Below are 18234 nucleotides of genomic sequence, written 5' to 3'. Positions count from 1 at the left end.
CAGGAAAGCTCCTTTTTTCTCTAAATCATCAACCGCTCATCATTATTTAAAATCCATTTATCCTTTTTCAATCATCCTTTCCAACCTCTAAAACATTATTGGTGTCAGTACTATCGTTGTACGAAGCAATGTAGCAATTATGCTTTCAATCTTACATAGTTTCCTGTAAATCAATTCAAAAGAAAAAATTATTAACCTTTAAACTCAATCATGAAAATGAAACAAATTAGTGTATTCATCTCTCTCTTGTTAATTACTTGGGGATGTGCAGAAGAAGAAGTTAACGTTTATCCTGAAATTTCAAGTATTCAGTTTTCAAATTCTACAAAGATTACTTATGAGGAAAGTAAAAGCGATACTTTTAGTATTAAAGTTGCTTTGAATAAGCCATCTAAAAAAGATGAAGTTATTGAATTTAGCTTTAATGGCTCGGCTACTCTTGGACAAGACTTTCAACTGATTACTCCTAATCCTTTAACCATCAAAGCTGGCGATTCGACAGGAATTATCAAACTAAGAATCAACAAAGATTCAGCGGTTGAGCCTGATATTGAAAACTGTATAGTTACCTTTAAATCATTAAGTAGTACGCTTCAATTAGGCAAAAACGGTTCTTTTGAATTTGGAATTTATGAAAACAAAGCTAAAGATAAAGCTTTAGTCGGATTTGAGTTCAGCACGCTAAATGTGGATGAATCTAGCGATGTAAAAGTAAAGCTTAAAATCAACGAACCCATCAATGAAGACCTTGTTGTATTCTTAGAAAAGCAAAGTGACAACCATTATTATAGTATTAATACAAACTCAATGTATTTTGTGATTCCTGCTGGTTCAACAGAGAGTATTGTTTCTTTAAACTTGATGGATTATCGCCCTACGAAAGGACGCAACCTTCTTTACAATTTAAAAATCAAGGATATTCATAATGATAAGGTCCTCGTTGATACTGTGAAGAGTGAAATAGCCATCAAAACTATCGACGCTAATAAAGGCTTACATTTGAAAGTGGATTGGGAAGGCATCGCCGATATTGATTATTATGAAATTGTAGATATGGATGGTAACAGATACGATTACGAAACTAGCAAAGAAGGCTCAGTTAGCGTTCAGAATCTTCAGAAAGACGGTACTTATTATCTAAGACTCAAGGCAAGTAAGCAATTGGCAGCGACAGTACCCATTACTATTACAGCCCAAAATACCACATTGATACCTATAACGACCGTTGGTAAATACAAGTTTGATTTTAAGGACATAAACGACCCTGTTGCATTACTGATTTACAAGCAAGGTCTCAATTTTACCATAGTGAAACGTGATGTAGTAATTGTTCCTCCAGTTCAAGTAGGTTAGCATCTCATATAAAATCAATATTCAGGAAACAAAAATGGGATTAGCATTTTAATTAATACATTATCAAAAAAAGGATTGTCAAAAAAGGCATCCTTGACTAATAAACAAAAACGGCTGTCTAAATTTTAGGCAGCCGTTTTTACTTTTTTCCTAGTAATAAATGATAGTCATACTTATCTCTTCTAAAATTATACTTTTAAACCTTTTATCAATTTATATTCCGTAGAGCTTACGCCATACTGGCTTTTAATGGATTCTTTAATCCTTTGTGTTCTTTCCGCAAGCGTTTCATATAAAGTATTCCGTTGGTCAGCACTAACTTTTAAACCTCCATAAGTACTTGTTACAAGATTATTTGCTTGATTAATTTCAGTAATCTTCGCTTGAAGATTTGGGAGTTTGATTAACTCATTTACGGGTGCATAATTAGCTCCCAAGCCTGCCAATGTACTAACAATATCCGCAAAATTCTGTGTCATACTTCCATAAGAACGTTCCGACTGACTAATCTTTTCTTTGGTATCCCCTTCTTTGGGTTTAGTAGCTCTTTCTCCTCTGATTTTTGTAATCAATGCAGCAACATCGTTAACTTCTTTTGAAGTTTTACCCAATTTAGCCTTGACTGCCGATGATATTGGACTGATTAATTTAGCAATTGAGCTTGGATGAGTAACAAAATGTTTTTGTCTTGTTTCAACTGCCATCGAGTATTCGCTTCTTTTAAGCGAAGTATTATTATTCTCGACTTTGATTGATGTGATAAGTGCCTCATAATTGGCGATAGTCGTTTCGGCTGTTGGTGCTATGTAGCCGTTAAAACTTTTTAGATGGGTTGCAATTGCAGCAGCATTAGCAATTTTTGCCCCGTAGGTAGCCTCTGAAGTTGATGCCATAGGTAAAATTTGTTTAAAGATTAATAGATAATGTAAATTCTTTATTAGCGGTGTCGGTTTACTATAAAATTATATAATTAATCAAAATATTTCACAAAAAAGCCTATATTATTTTAGCTAAAATATTGATATAAAAGACATTGTGGAAAATGAAATATCTATTGTGGAAAATTATTTTTGGATTGTGTACTTTTTAAAATGAATTGCGGAAAATGAAATTACAATTGCGGAAGATTATTTCTGAATTGTGTACTTTTTAAAATGAATTGCGGAAAGTGAAATCGCTATTGTAGAAAATTATTTTTGAATTGTGCACTTTTTAAAATGAATTGCGGAAAATGAAATTGCTATTGCGGAAGATTTTTTTTGGATTGTGCACTTTTAAAGTGAATTGCGAAGAAGATAATCACCTCAGATGAGGAAAATTAAAGGCATACTCTCATTCTACAACAGGGTATTAATTATCAAATAAATACTACATTTATAATTAAATCATAACTATTATTCCCCCTACACAAATGCCATCTAATCAAGAAGAAGTAAGTCATAGAGCTCAATTTCATATTCCTGTTGATTCAGTCTTTAAAGACTTTGAAAATCACTTAGAAAATATTCCAAACAACCTTCGTCTCTTCTTTTCAGGGAAGTTTGGTTCAGGGAAAAGCTATTTTTTAGAAGAGTTTTTTGATGAAAATAAAAAGAAATACGAAGTTATTAAGCTATATCCTGTCAATTACTCTACGGCTTCAAATCAAGATATTTTTGAGCTTATTAAATTTGACATTTTGTTTCACTTAATGAAAAATCATCCAGATTGTATAGCCTACAATCCTCAGTTATCGGATTTTGTCAAGTTCCAGTGGTATTTGAAGGATAAACTTTCTATTGGCAACATTGATAGCTCCTTATCTTTAATGTCTTCTGTTTCTGCATTATCTGAAAATAATACGACAATCAGTCTTATTTTGCCAACACTAATATCAATATATAAAGAAGCAAAAAAAGGCTATAACGAATTTGTTATTAAGGTTAATAATGATGATGATTCAAGAGCAAATGATTTCATGATGCAGATTCTTGGACATCAAGCAGAATATGGAGATGAGGACCCTATTACTAAAATAATTGTAGAAGCACTAAAAGCTATAAAAACAAAGAGAAGCCCAGACAAAGAAATCATATTATTAATTGATGATATGGATAGATTAGACCCTGACCATTTATTTAGGATATTAAATGTGTTTGGAAATCATTTCTCACCCTCAAGTGGCAATAAGCTTAATTATGCCAATGAAAATAAATTTGGTTTTAGTAAAGTCATTTTAGTTGGCGATGTAAGAAATATAGAAAGTGTATTTCATCATAGATTCGGTGAAAAAGCTGATTTTGAAGGTTATTTTTCAAAATATTATTCTAAATCTATTTATCACTTCGACATAAAAAAGATATTATTAGAACAAGACTCTTTTTACAATAATAATAATAAAATCAAAGATGAGAGCCTCCTCACAAATATTAATTTCCCGACGTATAAAAATCATTTTAGGGCAAATACATTTTCTGATGAATTTATAAAAGAGCTTTTAATCTATTTCTTAGAAAATAACCAAGTCAGTTTTAGAAATATCAATCAAAAAAGAGATTTTCCCAAAATTGAACAGTATCTTGATTATTTACCCATATTGAAGAATTCTCGTATTTATAGATTGACGATTTTTTTTATCGATTTCTTTGATGGGAAAGGTGGTCTCCTAAAAGCACTGGAGAATAGTAAAGATTTTAATATTAACGATAACAATTATTTTAGAATAAACTTAAAGAACCTTTTTGAGGAAATGATTGCACTTAGCTTTCATGATATTACTAATTCTAAAGATTTAGATAAATTAAAGCATAGTAATGAAACATTACATTGTGAAATTGATGGTATCAATATTGGAGAGAATATCAAGATTTTCTATTCATTAAATCTTACTGATGACATTATTGCTCTTAAAAATATTTCGAAAAATCAAAATGCAATTGAACCCCTGCCTGGCATCTCTTTTAAAAAACTTTACAAAAGGTTTATTGAGAAAAACTTTTGATTGACGGGGCTTAAAATCAATTATTTCTCAATTTTATAATTCAAGTAATCATTACATGAACAATGAACTTTGGTATTTACTTATAGAAGGTCAAAAAGACGCTAACACAGGAATTGTTGGAAACTTTTTTGCCTACGGAGAACATTTGGGAGATGCTTTAAAGAAAGTTATAAATGCTTCTTCATATCATCATTTCACAAACCCTCATCTGATACAGGCTTCACTTTTAGAGCATTTTGACCTTATTGAAAATAACCATGAATTACTTAGCATTGCAAATGATGTGTATATGCGAACCAATACTTTTACATTTATTATTGAAAATGACACTGATACACCGTTCATTCCACCAATAGGTATAGTAGAAGGCGTTTCAGATAATGAATTGGATTATGATTTAATCAAAGAAAGCTTTGTGGCTTATGGACAGAATGAAAATGAATTGTTTGAATTTGAATTAGTTGTTGCTAAACACAATTTAGTAGATGTTTTTTTGAAAGCTATCGAATTCTTACCTTCAGTTGACGGCTTTTGGATTTACATAAAAAGTTATTGGGAAAACGGATTAACTGAACTTTGGGTTGCCAAACATTTTGTCGATAAACAAACAGTGATTGATTTTTTAAAAATACAAAAGATAAATACACTTGAAAATGGCTTTTTAAATATTGTCGTTCATTCACAATTAGGTGAAACAAATTTGATACTTGATGACCACAAAAAAATTCAATTATTTACAAAAGAGGAAACTGTATTTAGTGGATTTATTGGCAATATTATTGACTTAGGATACGAGCAAACAAAAGATTTTCATAGCTTAGAATTTGGTTATTTTCACTTTCATTACAGACAAGCGGATAGTTTAGCAAGGAATGAATTTAAGGCGATGTTACGTGAAAACCAATTTGAATTAATAGATAAATGGGAAGAATAAATCTCTATACGATTTGCTGATAATGAAAAAGCCCCAATCTCATGGGGCTTTTTCATTATCAGTAAATCTTTATTCCTATAAAACAAAACCAACGCCAACGGTTGAGTTTGTTTGGTCATCCACTAAAATAAAGGCTCCGTTTGCAGGGTTGTATTCGTATTTATCTGCAAAAATTGGCTTCGCAGTTTTCAAGATAATTTCTCCAATTTCATTCAATTTCAATTCCGAAACGGCATCTACAATTGTGTCTTGATTTACTACATCAATTTTATTATTCAAAGCTATTACTTTCGCTTTTGAATCATTGATGCCGTGTTGAAGAATATATGTTTTGCCTGAAACCAATGGTTTAGAATCCATCCAACAAATTCTTGCCGTGATTTCTTTCAATGGTTCAAGTGTTGAAGTTGTTTTCACCAACATATTACCACGAGAAACATCTACGTCAGTCTCTAAAGTAATTACTACTGATTCCTTCGCTCCTGCTTTCTCTAATTGCGTACCGAATTTTTCAATCGTCGCAATTTTAGAGTTTTGTCCCGTTGGCAAAACAGTAATTTCATCTCCTACCGAGAAAACTCCACTGCTAATTTTACCTGCATAACCTCTGTAATCGTGGAATTCTTCTGTCTTTGGACGAACCACAAATTGTACAGGAAAACGAGCTGGCTTTCTAATTTCGTCGAAATTGGTTTCTTCTAATTCTTCCAACAAAGGTGCTCCTGTAAACCAAGGCATTTCTGTTGATTGCGTAGAAAGATTTTGTCCGTACAAAGAAGACATCGGAATGAAGGTAATTTCTTGTCCTTCAAAAGATACTTTATCAGCCAAAGCTTGAACAGCATCTTTGATTTCGTTGAAACGTTCTTCAGAATAACCCACTAAGTCCATCTTGTTAACACAAACAATTACTTTCGGAATACGAAGCATTGATGAGATGAAAAAGTGACGGAAAGTTTGTTCTAACACACCATTACGAGCATCTACCAAAATCATAGAAACCTTAGTATTTGATGCACCAGTAACCATGTTACGAGTATATTCAAAGTGACCAGGCGTATCTGCGATGATGTATTTACGTTTTGGTGTTGAGAAATAAATATTGGCAACGTCGATTGTGATACCTTGTTCACGTTCGGCGATAAGTCCATCCGTTAATAAAGAAAGGTCTAAAAAGTCTAAACCTTTACGTTTTGAAGCCGCTTCAAGGGCTTCAATTTTATCACGAGTGATTGATTTTGTTTCGTATAAAAGTCGTCCGATGAGGGTGCTTTTCCCATCATCCACCGAACCTGCTGTTGCTATTCTAAGTATGTCCATTTTTCTATTGAGCGAATGAGTGAATTGTGAATTAGTGAATAAAAGGAAGTCATAGAGTAAAAATCACTAAATCACTCATTCACTAACTCACAATTAATTAAAAATATCCTTGTTGCTTACGTTTTTCCATGGCTGCTTCAGAGCGTTTGTCGTCGATTCTGGCACCACGTTCAGAGATTTCTGCAGAAAGAATTTCACCGATAATATCATCTAATTCAATCGCTTCAGAAGCTACGGCAGCAGTACAAGTCATATCACCAACAGTACGGAAACGAACAGTTTCTTCAAAAGGAATCTCGTCTGCATCTTTATTCAAGAATTCAGAATCAGCCCAAAGCATACCATCACGTTGAATTACTTGGCGTTTGTGCGAATAATAGATAGAAGGAATTGCCATTTCTTCTTCTTTGATATAATTCCAAACGTCTAATTCTGTCCAGTTTGAAATTGGGAATACTCTCACGTTTTCACCAATCGCAATACGACCATTCAACATATCAAATAATTCTGGACGTTGGCGTTTTGCATCCCACTGACCGAAATCATCACGAACTGAGAAAATACGTTCTTTCGCACGAGCCTTCTCTTCGTCACGTCTTGCGCCACCGATACAAGCATCGAATTTGAATTCTTCGATAGCATCTAATAAAGTAACTGTTTGCAAAGCATTACGAGAAGCATATTTTCCTGATTCTTCTTTTACTTTTCCTTGGTTGATAGAATCTTGTACATAGCGTACAATCAATTCTGCACCTGTTTCTTTGGCTAACCAATCACGAAATTCAATGGTTTCAGGGAAGTTATGTCCTGTATCAACGTGGAGTAATGGGAAGGGGATTTTTCCGGGGTAAAAAGCTTTTTGGGCTAAACGCACCAAAGTAATTGAATCTTTCCCACCAGAAAACAAAAGTGCTGGTTTCTCGAACTGAGCAACCACTTCACGCATAATATAGATTGCTTCGTCTTCTAATTCACGAGGGAAAAAACCGAATTTCGGAGTGGATACTTCTGAACTCGGATTTTTTAAATGATCAACCATATTTTTTAATATTTATTAATTCTTTGACTGTAAGCTATATCAGCTATAAGCAATGAGCTGTAAGCTTTTTATTATACATTATTAACCAATCTTGGTTTTGTACTTTATACTAAGTAAAACCACAATTCATCACTCACAACTCTTAACTAACTATGTAATCCACATTCTTTTTGTGAAGCTTCCCACCACCAACGACCAGCACGTGGATGTTCGCCTTCTTGAATAGCTCTTGTACATGGAGCACAACCGATAGAAATAAAACCTTTTCTGTGCAAAGGACTATCAGGTACTCTATTTTCTTTTAAGTAAGCCAAAACGTCTTCGTAAGTCCAGTGAATTAATGGATTGAATTTTATCACATTATTGTTGGCATCCCATTCTACAATTTCCATGTCCGAACGGTTTTCAGATTGCTCTGAACGCAAACCTGTAATCCAAATTTCAGCACCAGCCAAAGCTCTTTTTAAAGGTTCGATTTTACGAATACCACAACATTCTTTACGGTTTTCCACAGAAAAGTAAAAACTGTTGAAGCCTTTTTCTTTCACTAAGGCTTCTACTTTTGCTGTATTCGGGAAGTAGGTTTCAAATTCTTTGCCGTACTTGTTTTTGGTAGTATCCATCAACTCGTAAGTTTCTTGGAATAAACGACCAGTATCAAGGGTAAAAACTTTGATGTTGAAATTATTCTTGAAAATCGCATCGGTAATCACTTGGTCTTCTTGACCAAACGATGAAGAAAAAACTACTTTTCCGTAGTTTTCAGCCATGTAACTAAGACCTTCTGTAAGTGAAAGACCTTCTAAGGCTTGTTTTAATTGACTTAAATCTGACATAAGCAATCCTGAATTTTATCCTCTATTTTGAGCTTAACAAAATTTCATCTCGCTTAGTTACACTTGGCAAACTATTCAGCTTTTAGACTTGTTTATTCTTTAGCATTTAGTTTAATTATTGGTAGCTAAGTTATTAGGAGTGCAAAGTTAGACAAAGTCTCTTAAAAAAAACATATAAAGTCTATTAATTGGGTAGATTTTGTCTAAAATATTTTTAAAGTAAAAAAAATAATGTATTTCTAAATCTGTTATCTTTAAAACAAATCCATCTTTGTTTATAAGCATACCTAAATCATAAATATGTATGAATCAGGCACTTGTATCCTATTTTGAAAAGACTGAAAACCACAGTCGTGTGTCGGAAATGAGTTTAAAGGATTTAAAGAGCCTCGTCCGTCAGGGAGAGAGTATTCAACTTGAGTTTAAGATGAAAGCTAACCACCCTGAAAAAATTATCCGTGAAATTGTTGCTTTTGCCAATACAAAAGGAGGAACCTTGTTGATTGGTGTTGGAGACGATAAAAGTATTCCTGGACTAAAATTCGTAGATGAAGATGAGTACATTTTGGTACGAGCGATTGAACGCAACTGCTTCCCTCCTATTGCTTACGATATTGAACGCATCAGTGTGACCGACGACCGTGAAGTATTAGTCATCACCATTCCTAAAAGTAATAAAAAACCTCATTATGTACAGCTAGAAACCGAAGAAATGGGAAAAGCTTATGTACGGGTCGCTGACCGTTCGGTACAAGCAAGTAAAGAAATGAAACAAATCTTGAGACGAGAAAACGAGGAAGGTATTCAGTTCAATTTCGGAGAAAAAGAAAAAGTATTGATGACTTATTTATCGGCAAACCCACAAATCACCTTAGCTGAATTTGCTAAAATTGCCAATATTCCTCTTTGGTTAGCGTCAAGAACACTCGTTTTACTGGTACTAGCGAATGTCCTGAAAATTCAAGCACATGAAACAGCTGATTACTACTCAGTAGCTTAGTATAAGTCTTTTGTTTCATAATATGGTGCTTGCGTTGGCACTTCAATAACGGGCGGTCTCCACATAATTTTTCTTCCAAATTTAAAAGTAAAGCCTGCACTAAAACTTAACATATTCGACAGCCCTGTATTGCCATATACAATTCCTGTGTGCTTTACTTTTAAAAATAAACCCAATCTATCTGCATTTTCTTGAAACTGAATTCCTAAACTTGGAGAAAACCCCCAATTGATAGAACTTCCAGCTGGTATATTTTTGGCAAAAGAAAGATAATTAGGGTCTATTTGTGTTTGATAACTCGTAAAATATGTCCCTGTTTCTAATCCAACAAAAGGTTTAATAAACTTTTTGTTCCAGATGTAATATTCCGCCCCGAACGATACAGGAACAACATCTTTGTAATAATATCCATAAATTTTTGTGCTATAATCAAACCTAGATTGCACAGCTAAGGTTACTCTCATTTTGTTAATACCAGAGTAAGCTGTGAGTTTCCATTTTTCTGTGAGATGTTTACGCAAACTGATGTCTATACCCGAACCCGTATAAGCACCGTCTTCACCAAAACTTGGTTCTGTTACATAGCTCAAACTAGTGCTTACTTGAATTTGAGCTTGCAATAAAAAAGGGAAGAATATCAAAATAAGTATCAGTCTTTTCATATTCAGTTCGGTTTATTTATAATCAACGAATATACAACTTTTTTATATTGCTAGTTTTCTGACAGTCAATTATTTGAAGCGTTTTTCGATGAACATTTATAAAAACAAAAAAGCGCAAAAGTTTTTTAATCCTTTTACGCTTTTCTTATCAACAAACCTGTTAATCCTTTACTTCAATACATAAGCCAAGGCTTCTTCATTTTCTGCAATCCATTCTGTGATTTCTGTTACGATTTGCTTCATTGAAATTTCAGGTTTCCAGCCCGTTAATGCCGTTACTTTTGTATTATCTGTTACATACAAACGAATATCCGCCGCACGGTTTTCTGCTACTTTGCTAATTGGAATGGTTTTACCTGTTACTTCTTGGCAAATCTGCGTAAGTTCTTGCAAAGAAGCACTTACTTCTACTCCTCCACCAGCATTCAAGATTTCTCCGTTTACTTTGTCAATATTATGTAATTGGAAATCAATCAAACGATATAAATCTTTTACATGTAACATATCACGAGTTTGGCGACCTGAACCACCATAACCAATGTAGGCTAATTGCTGTTGCCAATAATGTTTTGCCACCCAAAGTACCATTACTCCTTGGTCTATTTTACCCATTTGCCAAGGACCAGTCAATACTCCACAGCGGTTGATAACGGTTTTCATGCCATAAAATTCATTGTATTCATGAATCATTAATTCAGAAGCCAATTTTGTGGCACCATATAAAGACCTTGCTCCATCCAATGGGAAATTTTCTGCAATACCTTTTGAAGAAACACCCGGAATTGATTGTTCATCTGAAAGCACAAAACGAGTTTCGGCTTCTTCAAAATTCAATTTTTCAATGGCTTTAATTGGGTAAATTCTACTGGTAGATAGAAATATAAAAGCAGCTCCGCACTTTTTAGTATAGTTCAAACAATTGATTGTACCGACTAAATTGGTGTTAATCAAATAATCTGGAGTGCCTTCTAAGCCTGCTAAAACGGAAGGTTCAGCAGAAGATTCTATGACGAAATCAACTACAGGCAAGGCATCAAAATCTTCTTTATTACGAATATCCCCGTGAACGAAAATAGCACCAGCTTTTGCTAAACGAGGAAGATTCAATTCTGAGCCTTTACGTTTTAAATTATCCAGACAAATTACTTCGTAAGAAGGATAATTAGTTTTAATGTTAATGGCGAGCGAAGAACCTACAAAACCTGCTCCACCTGTGATAAGAATTTTCAAGATGTTTATGTATAAATTAAGGTTTAATCTACTCTTTTTAATACTACATTTTCTACTGGACGAATAATCAATGGTACTTTTTCTACTTTTACTGCACTGGTATCAAGTCCAAACCATTTATCTTCTGAAGGAGTAAAATCTTTGATAAAGAAGTAAGCCTTCATGATTAAACCTTCAATAAGCGATAATTTATTATCGAACGATAAAAATTTCTCTAACACCACAAAACGGAAATCACCAATTACATTTTGCTTATTCAAAGATTCATAGCGAGAGGTAATATCTACTTCTCCTTTTTTCACCATGTCTTCAACTACTTTTCGGAAGTAAAGATTTATTCTTTGTTCAACTCTAAAACCCAATCTGAAATTTACTTTAATAACATCGTCAGGCTCTATAACGCTTACTTTATATTCCATTGTATATGGATCATCCATGGTATCAACGTGGACAAACCAATAAATGTCTGCTCTTTTTGGACGTTTTTGGAAGATAGAGTAAATAATTTTAGATTCTATTTCACTAGTTCTAGCCGCATTCGACATAAATACTAAGTGCGTTGCGTACTTAGGAATACTCATGTCTCGGCTTAGTTCTTTCAAAGGTTCAATATAATCGGCAAGTTTTACGTATTCAGTCAATCGCATTTTAATGATATTGGCTCTAAACCAAATTACCATTAAAGCAATAATTGCTGCTGCAATAAACAATGAAACATAACCACCATGAACAAATTTACGAAGGTTTGCTACCAAGAATGCGCCTTCAATCGCTACATACAAAACGATGAATCCTACAACCCACCACATATCAATTTTCCGAGTATGGAGGTAATATGCCATTAAAGCAGTAGTCATCAACATCGTCATGGTAATCGCTAAACCGTAGGCAGCTTCCATATTGGCTGATTCTTTAAACCATAAAACTACACCTACACAGCCCAACCATAAGAAAACATTCATGCTTGGCACATACAATTGTCCTTTTTGGTCTGAAGGATAATGCAAACGAACCTTGGGCCAAAAATTCAAACGGATAGCTTCTGAAACCAAAGTAAAAGAACCCGAAATTAAGGCTTGGCTGGCAATTACTGCTGCCGCTGTAGCAATGGCAATTCCCCAAATCAAGAACCATTCTGGCATTAATTCAAAAATAGGTTTACGTCCGTTTAGTAATTGTCCATTTTGTGAAATCAACCACGCTCCTTGTCCGAAGTATTGAAGTAACAAGGCAATTTTTACAAAAATCCAACTGATTCTAATATTCCCACGACCACAATGTCCTAAATCAGAATACAAAGCTTCAGCTCCTGTAGTACATAAGAAAACTGCTCCTAAAAGCCAGAAACCGCTTTCTCCTCCATGAGAATTCGTCAACAAATCGTAAGCATAATATGGAGATAGTGCTTTTAAAACTGTCCAGTCTTGTGCAATCCAAATAATTCCAAAGAAAGCCAACATCGAAAACCAAATCAACATAATTGGACCAAATGCTCTACCAACTACTTTAGTACCAAAGATTTGGAACATAAATAAGCCCGTAATAATAGCGAGTACAATCGGAACTGTTTGAAGGTCAGGATAAATTTTCAGAAGCCCTTCAATGGCAGAAGCTACCGAGATTGGCGGAGTAATTACTCCATCTGCCAAAAGGGTTGATGCACCAATTACAGCAGGAAAAGTAAGCCATTTAGCATGACGTCTTACCAATGCGAAAAGGGCTAAGATACCACCTTCACCACGGTTGTCTGCTCGAAGAATTAGGATTACATACTTGAAGGTGGTTTGCAGCGTCAATGTCCAAAAAATACATGATAGTCCGCCGAGAACTGTTCTCTCATCTATTGGCACACTACCAATAATCGACTGCATTACGTAGAGTGGCGAAGTACCAATATCACCATAAATAATTCCCATCGCTACCAGCAGACCCGCTGCAGTGGCTTTGTCCATACTTTTATGTTCCATAAAGAGGAAGCAATTATAACACCGATGGTTACAATTTTTTATTGGTTAAGTAAAATTTTATTCAAAAAAAGGCAGATTATTGTCTGTATTGCAAGCAAATATAATACCTCTTCTGGATTTATTCCATCATTCAAAAAAAGACCTCTAATTTCTTAGAAGTCTTTTCCATTTTTTAGTTCCCCTTTTTCTACTTTTTTACGTTATTCTTCATAATAATAACCAAAAATAATGTCCATTTCATCTTCGGAAGTTAATCCAAACGAAATGGTTTTATCTGAAGTATTATTATAAGTAACGATGGATGTAAGTCCTTCTCCTTTTTTCAATGAAATGGGTGTTGAATAATTAATCATGGCTGGATGTTCCCAGTCGGTACTTTCATAAACTACTTCGCCATTTCTAGCACCTCCCAGAATTTTAATCACAAATTTCTGTCCATATTTATGATTGTGCGAAGTCAATGAAACCACTTTTACATCTGTATTAAATTTAAAATCTTTCGTGATTGTTGTAATCGTTTTAGCAGGTAAATTGAAATTGGTATTATTAAAGTCTATGGTTTTTACCACATATTTTACTTTTGATTTATCGACCGTATAAAGATTTACATTATTCTCGCCATAATGAATATCTGTAGTTTTGTTAAAATAATGTGGATTCAAATCAATTGTCATACCTGCTGGTAACATTAAAGCTGTTCCTTCTGGAAAAGTATATTCCTGACTAGCATTCGTTCCTCCGCCTAAAAAAACATGATTTGACATTTGAATTGCAGTCACCAAATTCAATGTATTATCTGCATTACGCAAATCTCTGATGGTATTAATGGTTGGCAAAGTACTTGCCGTTTTATCTCTAAAATCATACAAAACCATGTGATGGCTATTGGGGCGAGACTGAAATTTAAGTTTATTCACATATACATCAACAGTATTACCTATTGTTTTTCTGATAAAAAGTTCTCTTTCAAAATTGGGTTGAATCGTAAATTTTTCAACCTTCATTTGGTAACCAGCTACTCCTTCTTCTTGTGGAGTTTGCATGGTTTTGAAATCATCGCTTGTAGAAGTACTTGGCGTTGTATCGTCCAATAAAGTTTTATCCACCACATCGCCAGTTTTGGGCGCACCTGCTTCTATCCAACGACGTACAAATTCTATTTGTCCAACCGAAAGAGCCTTTCCACCCAAAGGCATTGGTGAAGCATACTGCTTACCTCCATGATGAGAGGCATCCCAATTCAATTTATGGTAAAACAAACTCTCTAAAGATTTAAAGGCTTTTACTCTGAGATGTCCATCCGCTTTCGAAAGCTCATTTTTAGGCACGACTCCAACCAAATTGGCATAGGCTACCGATTTTTCTAACACTAAACCATGTTGTGCATAAGTGGCGTCTGAAGTAGAAGCATGACAGCCTGCCGTAGCGCAAGTAGGCGTAATAATTCTATCTTGAAGTAAAGAAAAGCTTGAAGTTTCGTTGGCGGGTTGTTTATCATCTACCGCATTTTTAGAACACGATGCCATCATTAAACAGCTCAATGACAATAAGATAATGTTATAATAAAAGTACTTTTTCATAGTCGGCTTGTATTGGATTTCACTAAAATTTCTGATTTGACATGAATAAACATGCTTGATAATAAATAAACGAATGAACGAAATGTTTACGTAAGTGAAGTACGACAAATTATACAAAAAGGTACAGATTTCTTGTAAAAACATTTTTAAAAGCATAATTAACCAAAGGCTTTTAGTAACTCATCACTTCATACTCATGCAACTTTTGTCGCTGAAACAACATCTTTGAACGTAATGCTCAAAACATTCAACTAACAATACCGTTTATCAAAAAACAATAGTTACTTTGTCAATAAATCTATTAATTGTTTCTTTTTCTAAAATCCACCATACTTCGCATGAAAAACCTTAGGTTATCTCTGCTGGGAGTTGTGTTATCGCTACTTCTAAACACTCTAGCATTTGCTCAAAAAACTTTTGATTGGAAAACAGCTTCTGCTGCTGGCTATACTTACAAATACGTAAGTAACGACCCAATGAAAGCTCGTTTTTACACATTAGCTAACGGACTAACCGTTATCCTTAGTGAAAACCACAAAGAACCACGAATCGCCGCTTTGATTCCTACTCGTGCAGGTTCAAATACCGACCCAAGAACCAATACGGGTCTTGCCCATTATTTAGAACACATGTTGTTCAAAGGAACTGACAAATTTGGTTCATTGGATTGGTCAAAAGAAAAACCATTACTTGACCAAGTTGATGCACTTTACGAAAAGTACAACCAAACTACTGATTCAGCACGCCGTAAAGCTATTTACAAGGAAATCGACCGAGTATCTGGTGAAGCTGCCAAATTCGCTATTGCTAATGAGTATGATAAAATGATGGCTTCGATGGGCGGACAAGGCACGAATGCTTTTACTTCGTATGAACAAACTGTTTATACAGAAGATATTCCTGCAAATGCTATCGACCGCTTTTTAAAATTACAAGGAGAGCGTTTCCGCAATCCAATTCTTCGTATTTTCCACACTGAATTAGAAGCAGTTTACGAAGAAAAAAACCGTAGTCTTGACAACGATGGCTGGAAAGTTTATGAATCTCGCAACGCTGCATTGTTCCCAACACATAATTACGGACAACAAACAACCATCGGAACGATTGAACATTTGAAAAACCCTTCTTTGGTTGAAATTCGCAATTACTTCAAAAAATACTATGTGCCAAACAACATGGCAATCATCATGGTGGGCGATTTCAATTCAGATATTTTAATCAAAAAGATTGAGGCTTCTTTCAAATACATGGTTGCAAAACCAGTTCAAGAATACAAGCCAGCACCAGAAGCACCGATTACTGCACCATTGGTTCGTGAAGTATTTGGTCCTACTCCAGATGCCCTGACTATTGCTTGGCGTTGGTCTGGTTCTTTGAATGCCAAAGAGAAAATCATTGGTACAATTGTAGATGAATTGATGTCGAATTCAAAAGCAGGTTTAATTGACTTAAACTTAGTGAAAGCTCAAAAAGTGTTAAGAGCAAGCTGTAGCCCAGAATGGAACAAAGATTATGCTGTTTGGCAAATGACAGGTTCGCCTAAAAAAGACCAAACACTGGATGAAGTAAAAACATTATTATTAGGCGAATTAGATAAATTGAAATCTGGAAATTTTGATGAATCTATCATCAAAGCGATTGCCGCCAATTATAAAATGAATGCCATTCAAGGTTTAGAAAACAATTCTTCTCGTGCTTATAGTTTACTTGAAAGTTTTGTGGCTGATAAATCTAATAATTGGACTGATTATGTAGCGATTAATGACGCTTTGGGTAAAGTAACCAAACAAGAAGTAATGGATTTCGCTAAAAAATACTGTGGCGATGGTTACGTAATTGTTTACAAACGCAAAGGTACAGACCCAAATATCACCAAAGTTGACAAACCTGCCATCACTCCAGTAGAAGTAAATCGTGAAGCTCAGTCAGATTTCTTAAAAGATGTGAATGAAACTCCGATGACAAACATCCAACCAAAATGGTTAGATTTCAATAAAGACATCAAAAAAGGTAAAGTTGGTACTTTGGAGGCTCTTACTGTGAAAAACACTGATAACGACCTTTTCCGTTTGAGCTACCGTTTTGATATGGGTTCTTGGAATAGTAAAGTATTACCAATTGCTTTACAATATTTACAGTTTGTAGGTACTGATAAAATGAACGCAGAACAAATCAGTACGGCATTTTATCGTTTGGCAAGCAGTTTTAATACTTCTTATACCGACCATCACATTACTTTAGCGATGTCGGGTCTGAATGAAAACTTTGCAAAAACAGTAAGTCTTTTTGAAGATTTATTAACTAAATGCAAAAAAGATGATGCCGCTTTAGAATTACTTAAAGGCAGATTATTGAAGCAAAGAAGCGATGCTAAATTAAACAAAGGAGCAATTTTACAAGGTTTAGCAACTTACGCATCTTATGGCGCTAAAAACCCAAGAAACACTTTACAATTCACAGATGCTGAATTGAAAGCGTTGAAATCAGAAGACTTGATTAGTTTCTTGCACGATTTATTCTCGTACAAACATTCTGTAATTTATTATGGACCAAAATCTGTTGAAGAATTGGCAGTAGCATTAAAAGGCGTTCACCAAATCAATACTACTTTCAAAGCTGATTTACCTTTGGTAGCTGATTTCAAAATGGAATCGCCAACTAAACCAGCAGTATTATTTACAGATTACGATATGGTTCAGGCTGAAATCAACTGGGTTCGTCCAACAATTCAGTTTAGTCCATCAGAAACCCCAATTGTAGAATTATACAATAATTACTTCGGTGGTGGTATGTCGTCAATTGTATTCCAAACTATTCGTGAATCTAAAGCTTTGGCTTATTCGACTTATGCTTTTTATCAAACGCCAAATACTAAAGATGAGAAGTATCGCATGATTGCTTACATCGGTACACAAGCAGATAAAATTCATGAGTCAATTGCTGGAATGGATGAATTATTGAATGAATTCCCTTCGTCTGAAAAGAATTTGGAAACGGCCATTGCAAGTATGAAAAAGAATTATCAGACAGAAAGAATTACGCAAGACAATATCATTTATACTTATCTGACTGGTCTTGACAAAGGCGTAAAAGTAGATGAGCGTCAGGCGATTTTCCAAGCATTGGATAAACTAACTTTGGCTGATTTAAAGAAATTTCAAGATACTTTATTGGCGAAAAAACCATATTCGATGTGTATCGTAGCTTCTGAGAAAAAAGTAAATTTAGAAGATTTGAAAAAATACGGAGAAGTGAAGAAATTGACTTTAGAAGACGTATTTGGATATTAATTTAGCTTTGAGCTATGAGCAGTGAGCCTTGAGTTTTTCTCAT

Annotated in this window: 13 protein-coding genes; 5 read left to right on the top strand and 8 right to left on the bottom strand. The window is 34.4% G+C overall.

All coding sequences use genetic code 11. From position 1 onward, the window contains the following. The first annotated feature begins 216 nt into the window (after positions 1-216). Positions 217-1353, top strand: a complete 1137-nt coding sequence (locus ABID42_RS13300; protein WP_367284060.1) for a Calx-beta domain-containing protein — start codon at positions 217-219, stop codon at positions 1351-1353. Between the two features lie 188 nt (positions 1354-1541). Here the strand turns inward: ABID42_RS13300 and ABID42_RS13295 are convergent, their stop codons facing one another. Further along, positions 1542-2246, bottom strand: a complete 705-nt coding sequence (locus ABID42_RS13295; protein WP_367284059.1) for a hypothetical protein — start codon at positions 2244-2246, stop codon at positions 1542-1544. A 518-nt stretch (positions 2247-2764) separates the two neighbouring features. On the opposite strand from ABID42_RS13295, the gene ABID42_RS13290 reads away from it, so the two are divergent. Together ABID42_RS13290 and ABID42_RS13285 are read left to right on the top strand one after the other, a co-directional pair. Further along, on the top strand, positions 2765-4333 hold the full coding sequence (locus ABID42_RS13290; protein ID WP_367284058.1) for a P-loop NTPase fold protein: 1569 nt from the start codon (positions 2765-2767) through the stop codon (positions 4331-4333). Positions 4334-4388: 55 nt separating this feature from the next. Further along, positions 4389-5267 (top strand): hypothetical protein, encoded by an 879-nt coding sequence (locus tag ABID42_RS13285; protein ID WP_367284057.1) that lies wholly within the window; start codon positions 4389-4391, stop codon positions 5265-5267. 75 nt (positions 5268-5342) lie between these two features. Here the strand turns inward: ABID42_RS13285 and ABID42_RS13280 are convergent, their stop codons facing one another. From ABID42_RS13280 to ABID42_RS13270, 3 genes are all read right to left on the bottom strand, one after another. Then, positions 5343-6587 (bottom strand): sulfate adenylyltransferase subunit 1, encoded by a 1245-nt coding sequence (locus ABID42_RS13280; RefSeq protein ID WP_367284056.1) that lies wholly within the window; start codon positions 6585-6587, stop codon positions 5343-5345. A gap of 97 nt (positions 6588-6684) precedes the next feature. Beyond that, on the bottom strand, positions 6685-7626 hold the full coding sequence (gene cysD / locus ABID42_RS13275; RefSeq protein ID WP_323260587.1) for a sulfate adenylyltransferase subunit CysD: 942 nt from the start codon (positions 7624-7626) through the stop codon (positions 6685-6687). 146 nt (positions 7627-7772) lie between these two features. Further along, positions 7773-8462, bottom strand: coding sequence for a phosphoadenylyl-sulfate reductase (locus ABID42_RS13270; protein WP_323260589.1), 690 nt, complete (start codon positions 8460-8462; stop codon positions 7773-7775). A gap of 304 nt (positions 8463-8766) precedes the next feature. On the opposite strand from ABID42_RS13270, the gene ABID42_RS13265 reads away from it, so the two are divergent. After that, a complete protein-coding gene (locus ABID42_RS13265; protein ID WP_367284055.1) occupies positions 8767-9462 on the top strand; it encodes an AlbA family DNA-binding domain-containing protein in 696 nt (231 codons plus the stop codon). Here ABID42_RS13265 and ABID42_RS13260 read toward each other — a convergent pair. The 4 genes from ABID42_RS13260 to ABID42_RS13245 all read right to left on the bottom strand — a co-directional run bounded on the left by ABID42_RS13260 (position 9459) and on the right by ABID42_RS13245 (position 14901). Further along, on the bottom strand, positions 9459-10124 hold the full coding sequence (locus ABID42_RS13260) for a hypothetical protein (RefSeq protein WP_367284054.1): 666 nt from the start codon (positions 10122-10124) through the stop codon (positions 9459-9461). The two genes, ABID42_RS13265 and ABID42_RS13260, sit on opposite strands and share 4 nt — an antisense overlap. 168 nt (positions 10125-10292) lie before the next feature. Beyond that, positions 10293-11354 (bottom strand): NAD-dependent epimerase/dehydratase family protein, encoded by a 1062-nt coding sequence (locus ABID42_RS13255; protein WP_367284053.1) that lies wholly within the window; start codon positions 11352-11354, stop codon positions 10293-10295. A 23-nt stretch (positions 11355-11377) separates the two neighbouring features. Then, on the bottom strand, positions 11378-13306 hold the full coding sequence (locus ABID42_RS13250) for a KUP/HAK/KT family potassium transporter (RefSeq protein ID WP_435521477.1): 1929 nt from the start codon (positions 13304-13306) through the stop codon (positions 11378-11380). A 215-nt stretch (positions 13307-13521) separates the two neighbouring features. Next, positions 13522-14901 (bottom strand): monooxygenase, encoded by a 1380-nt coding sequence (locus tag ABID42_RS13245; protein ID WP_367284051.1) that lies wholly within the window; start codon positions 14899-14901, stop codon positions 13522-13524. A gap of 338 nt (positions 14902-15239) precedes the next feature. Between ABID42_RS13245 and ABID42_RS13240 the strand changes: the two genes are divergently transcribed. Next, positions 15240-18191: a M16 family metallopeptidase gene (locus ABID42_RS13240; RefSeq protein WP_367284050.1), complete on the top strand. Its 2952-nt coding sequence runs from the start codon at positions 15240-15242 to the stop codon at positions 18189-18191. Positions 18192-18234 lie beyond the last annotated feature (43 nt).

The organism is Arcicella rosea (genome assembly GCF_040543805.1).
GTDB classification, from domain to species: Bacteria; Bacteroidota; Bacteroidia; order Cytophagales; family Spirosomataceae; genus Arcicella; species Arcicella rosea.
This window is presented reverse-complemented; position numbering and strand designations above follow the sequence as displayed.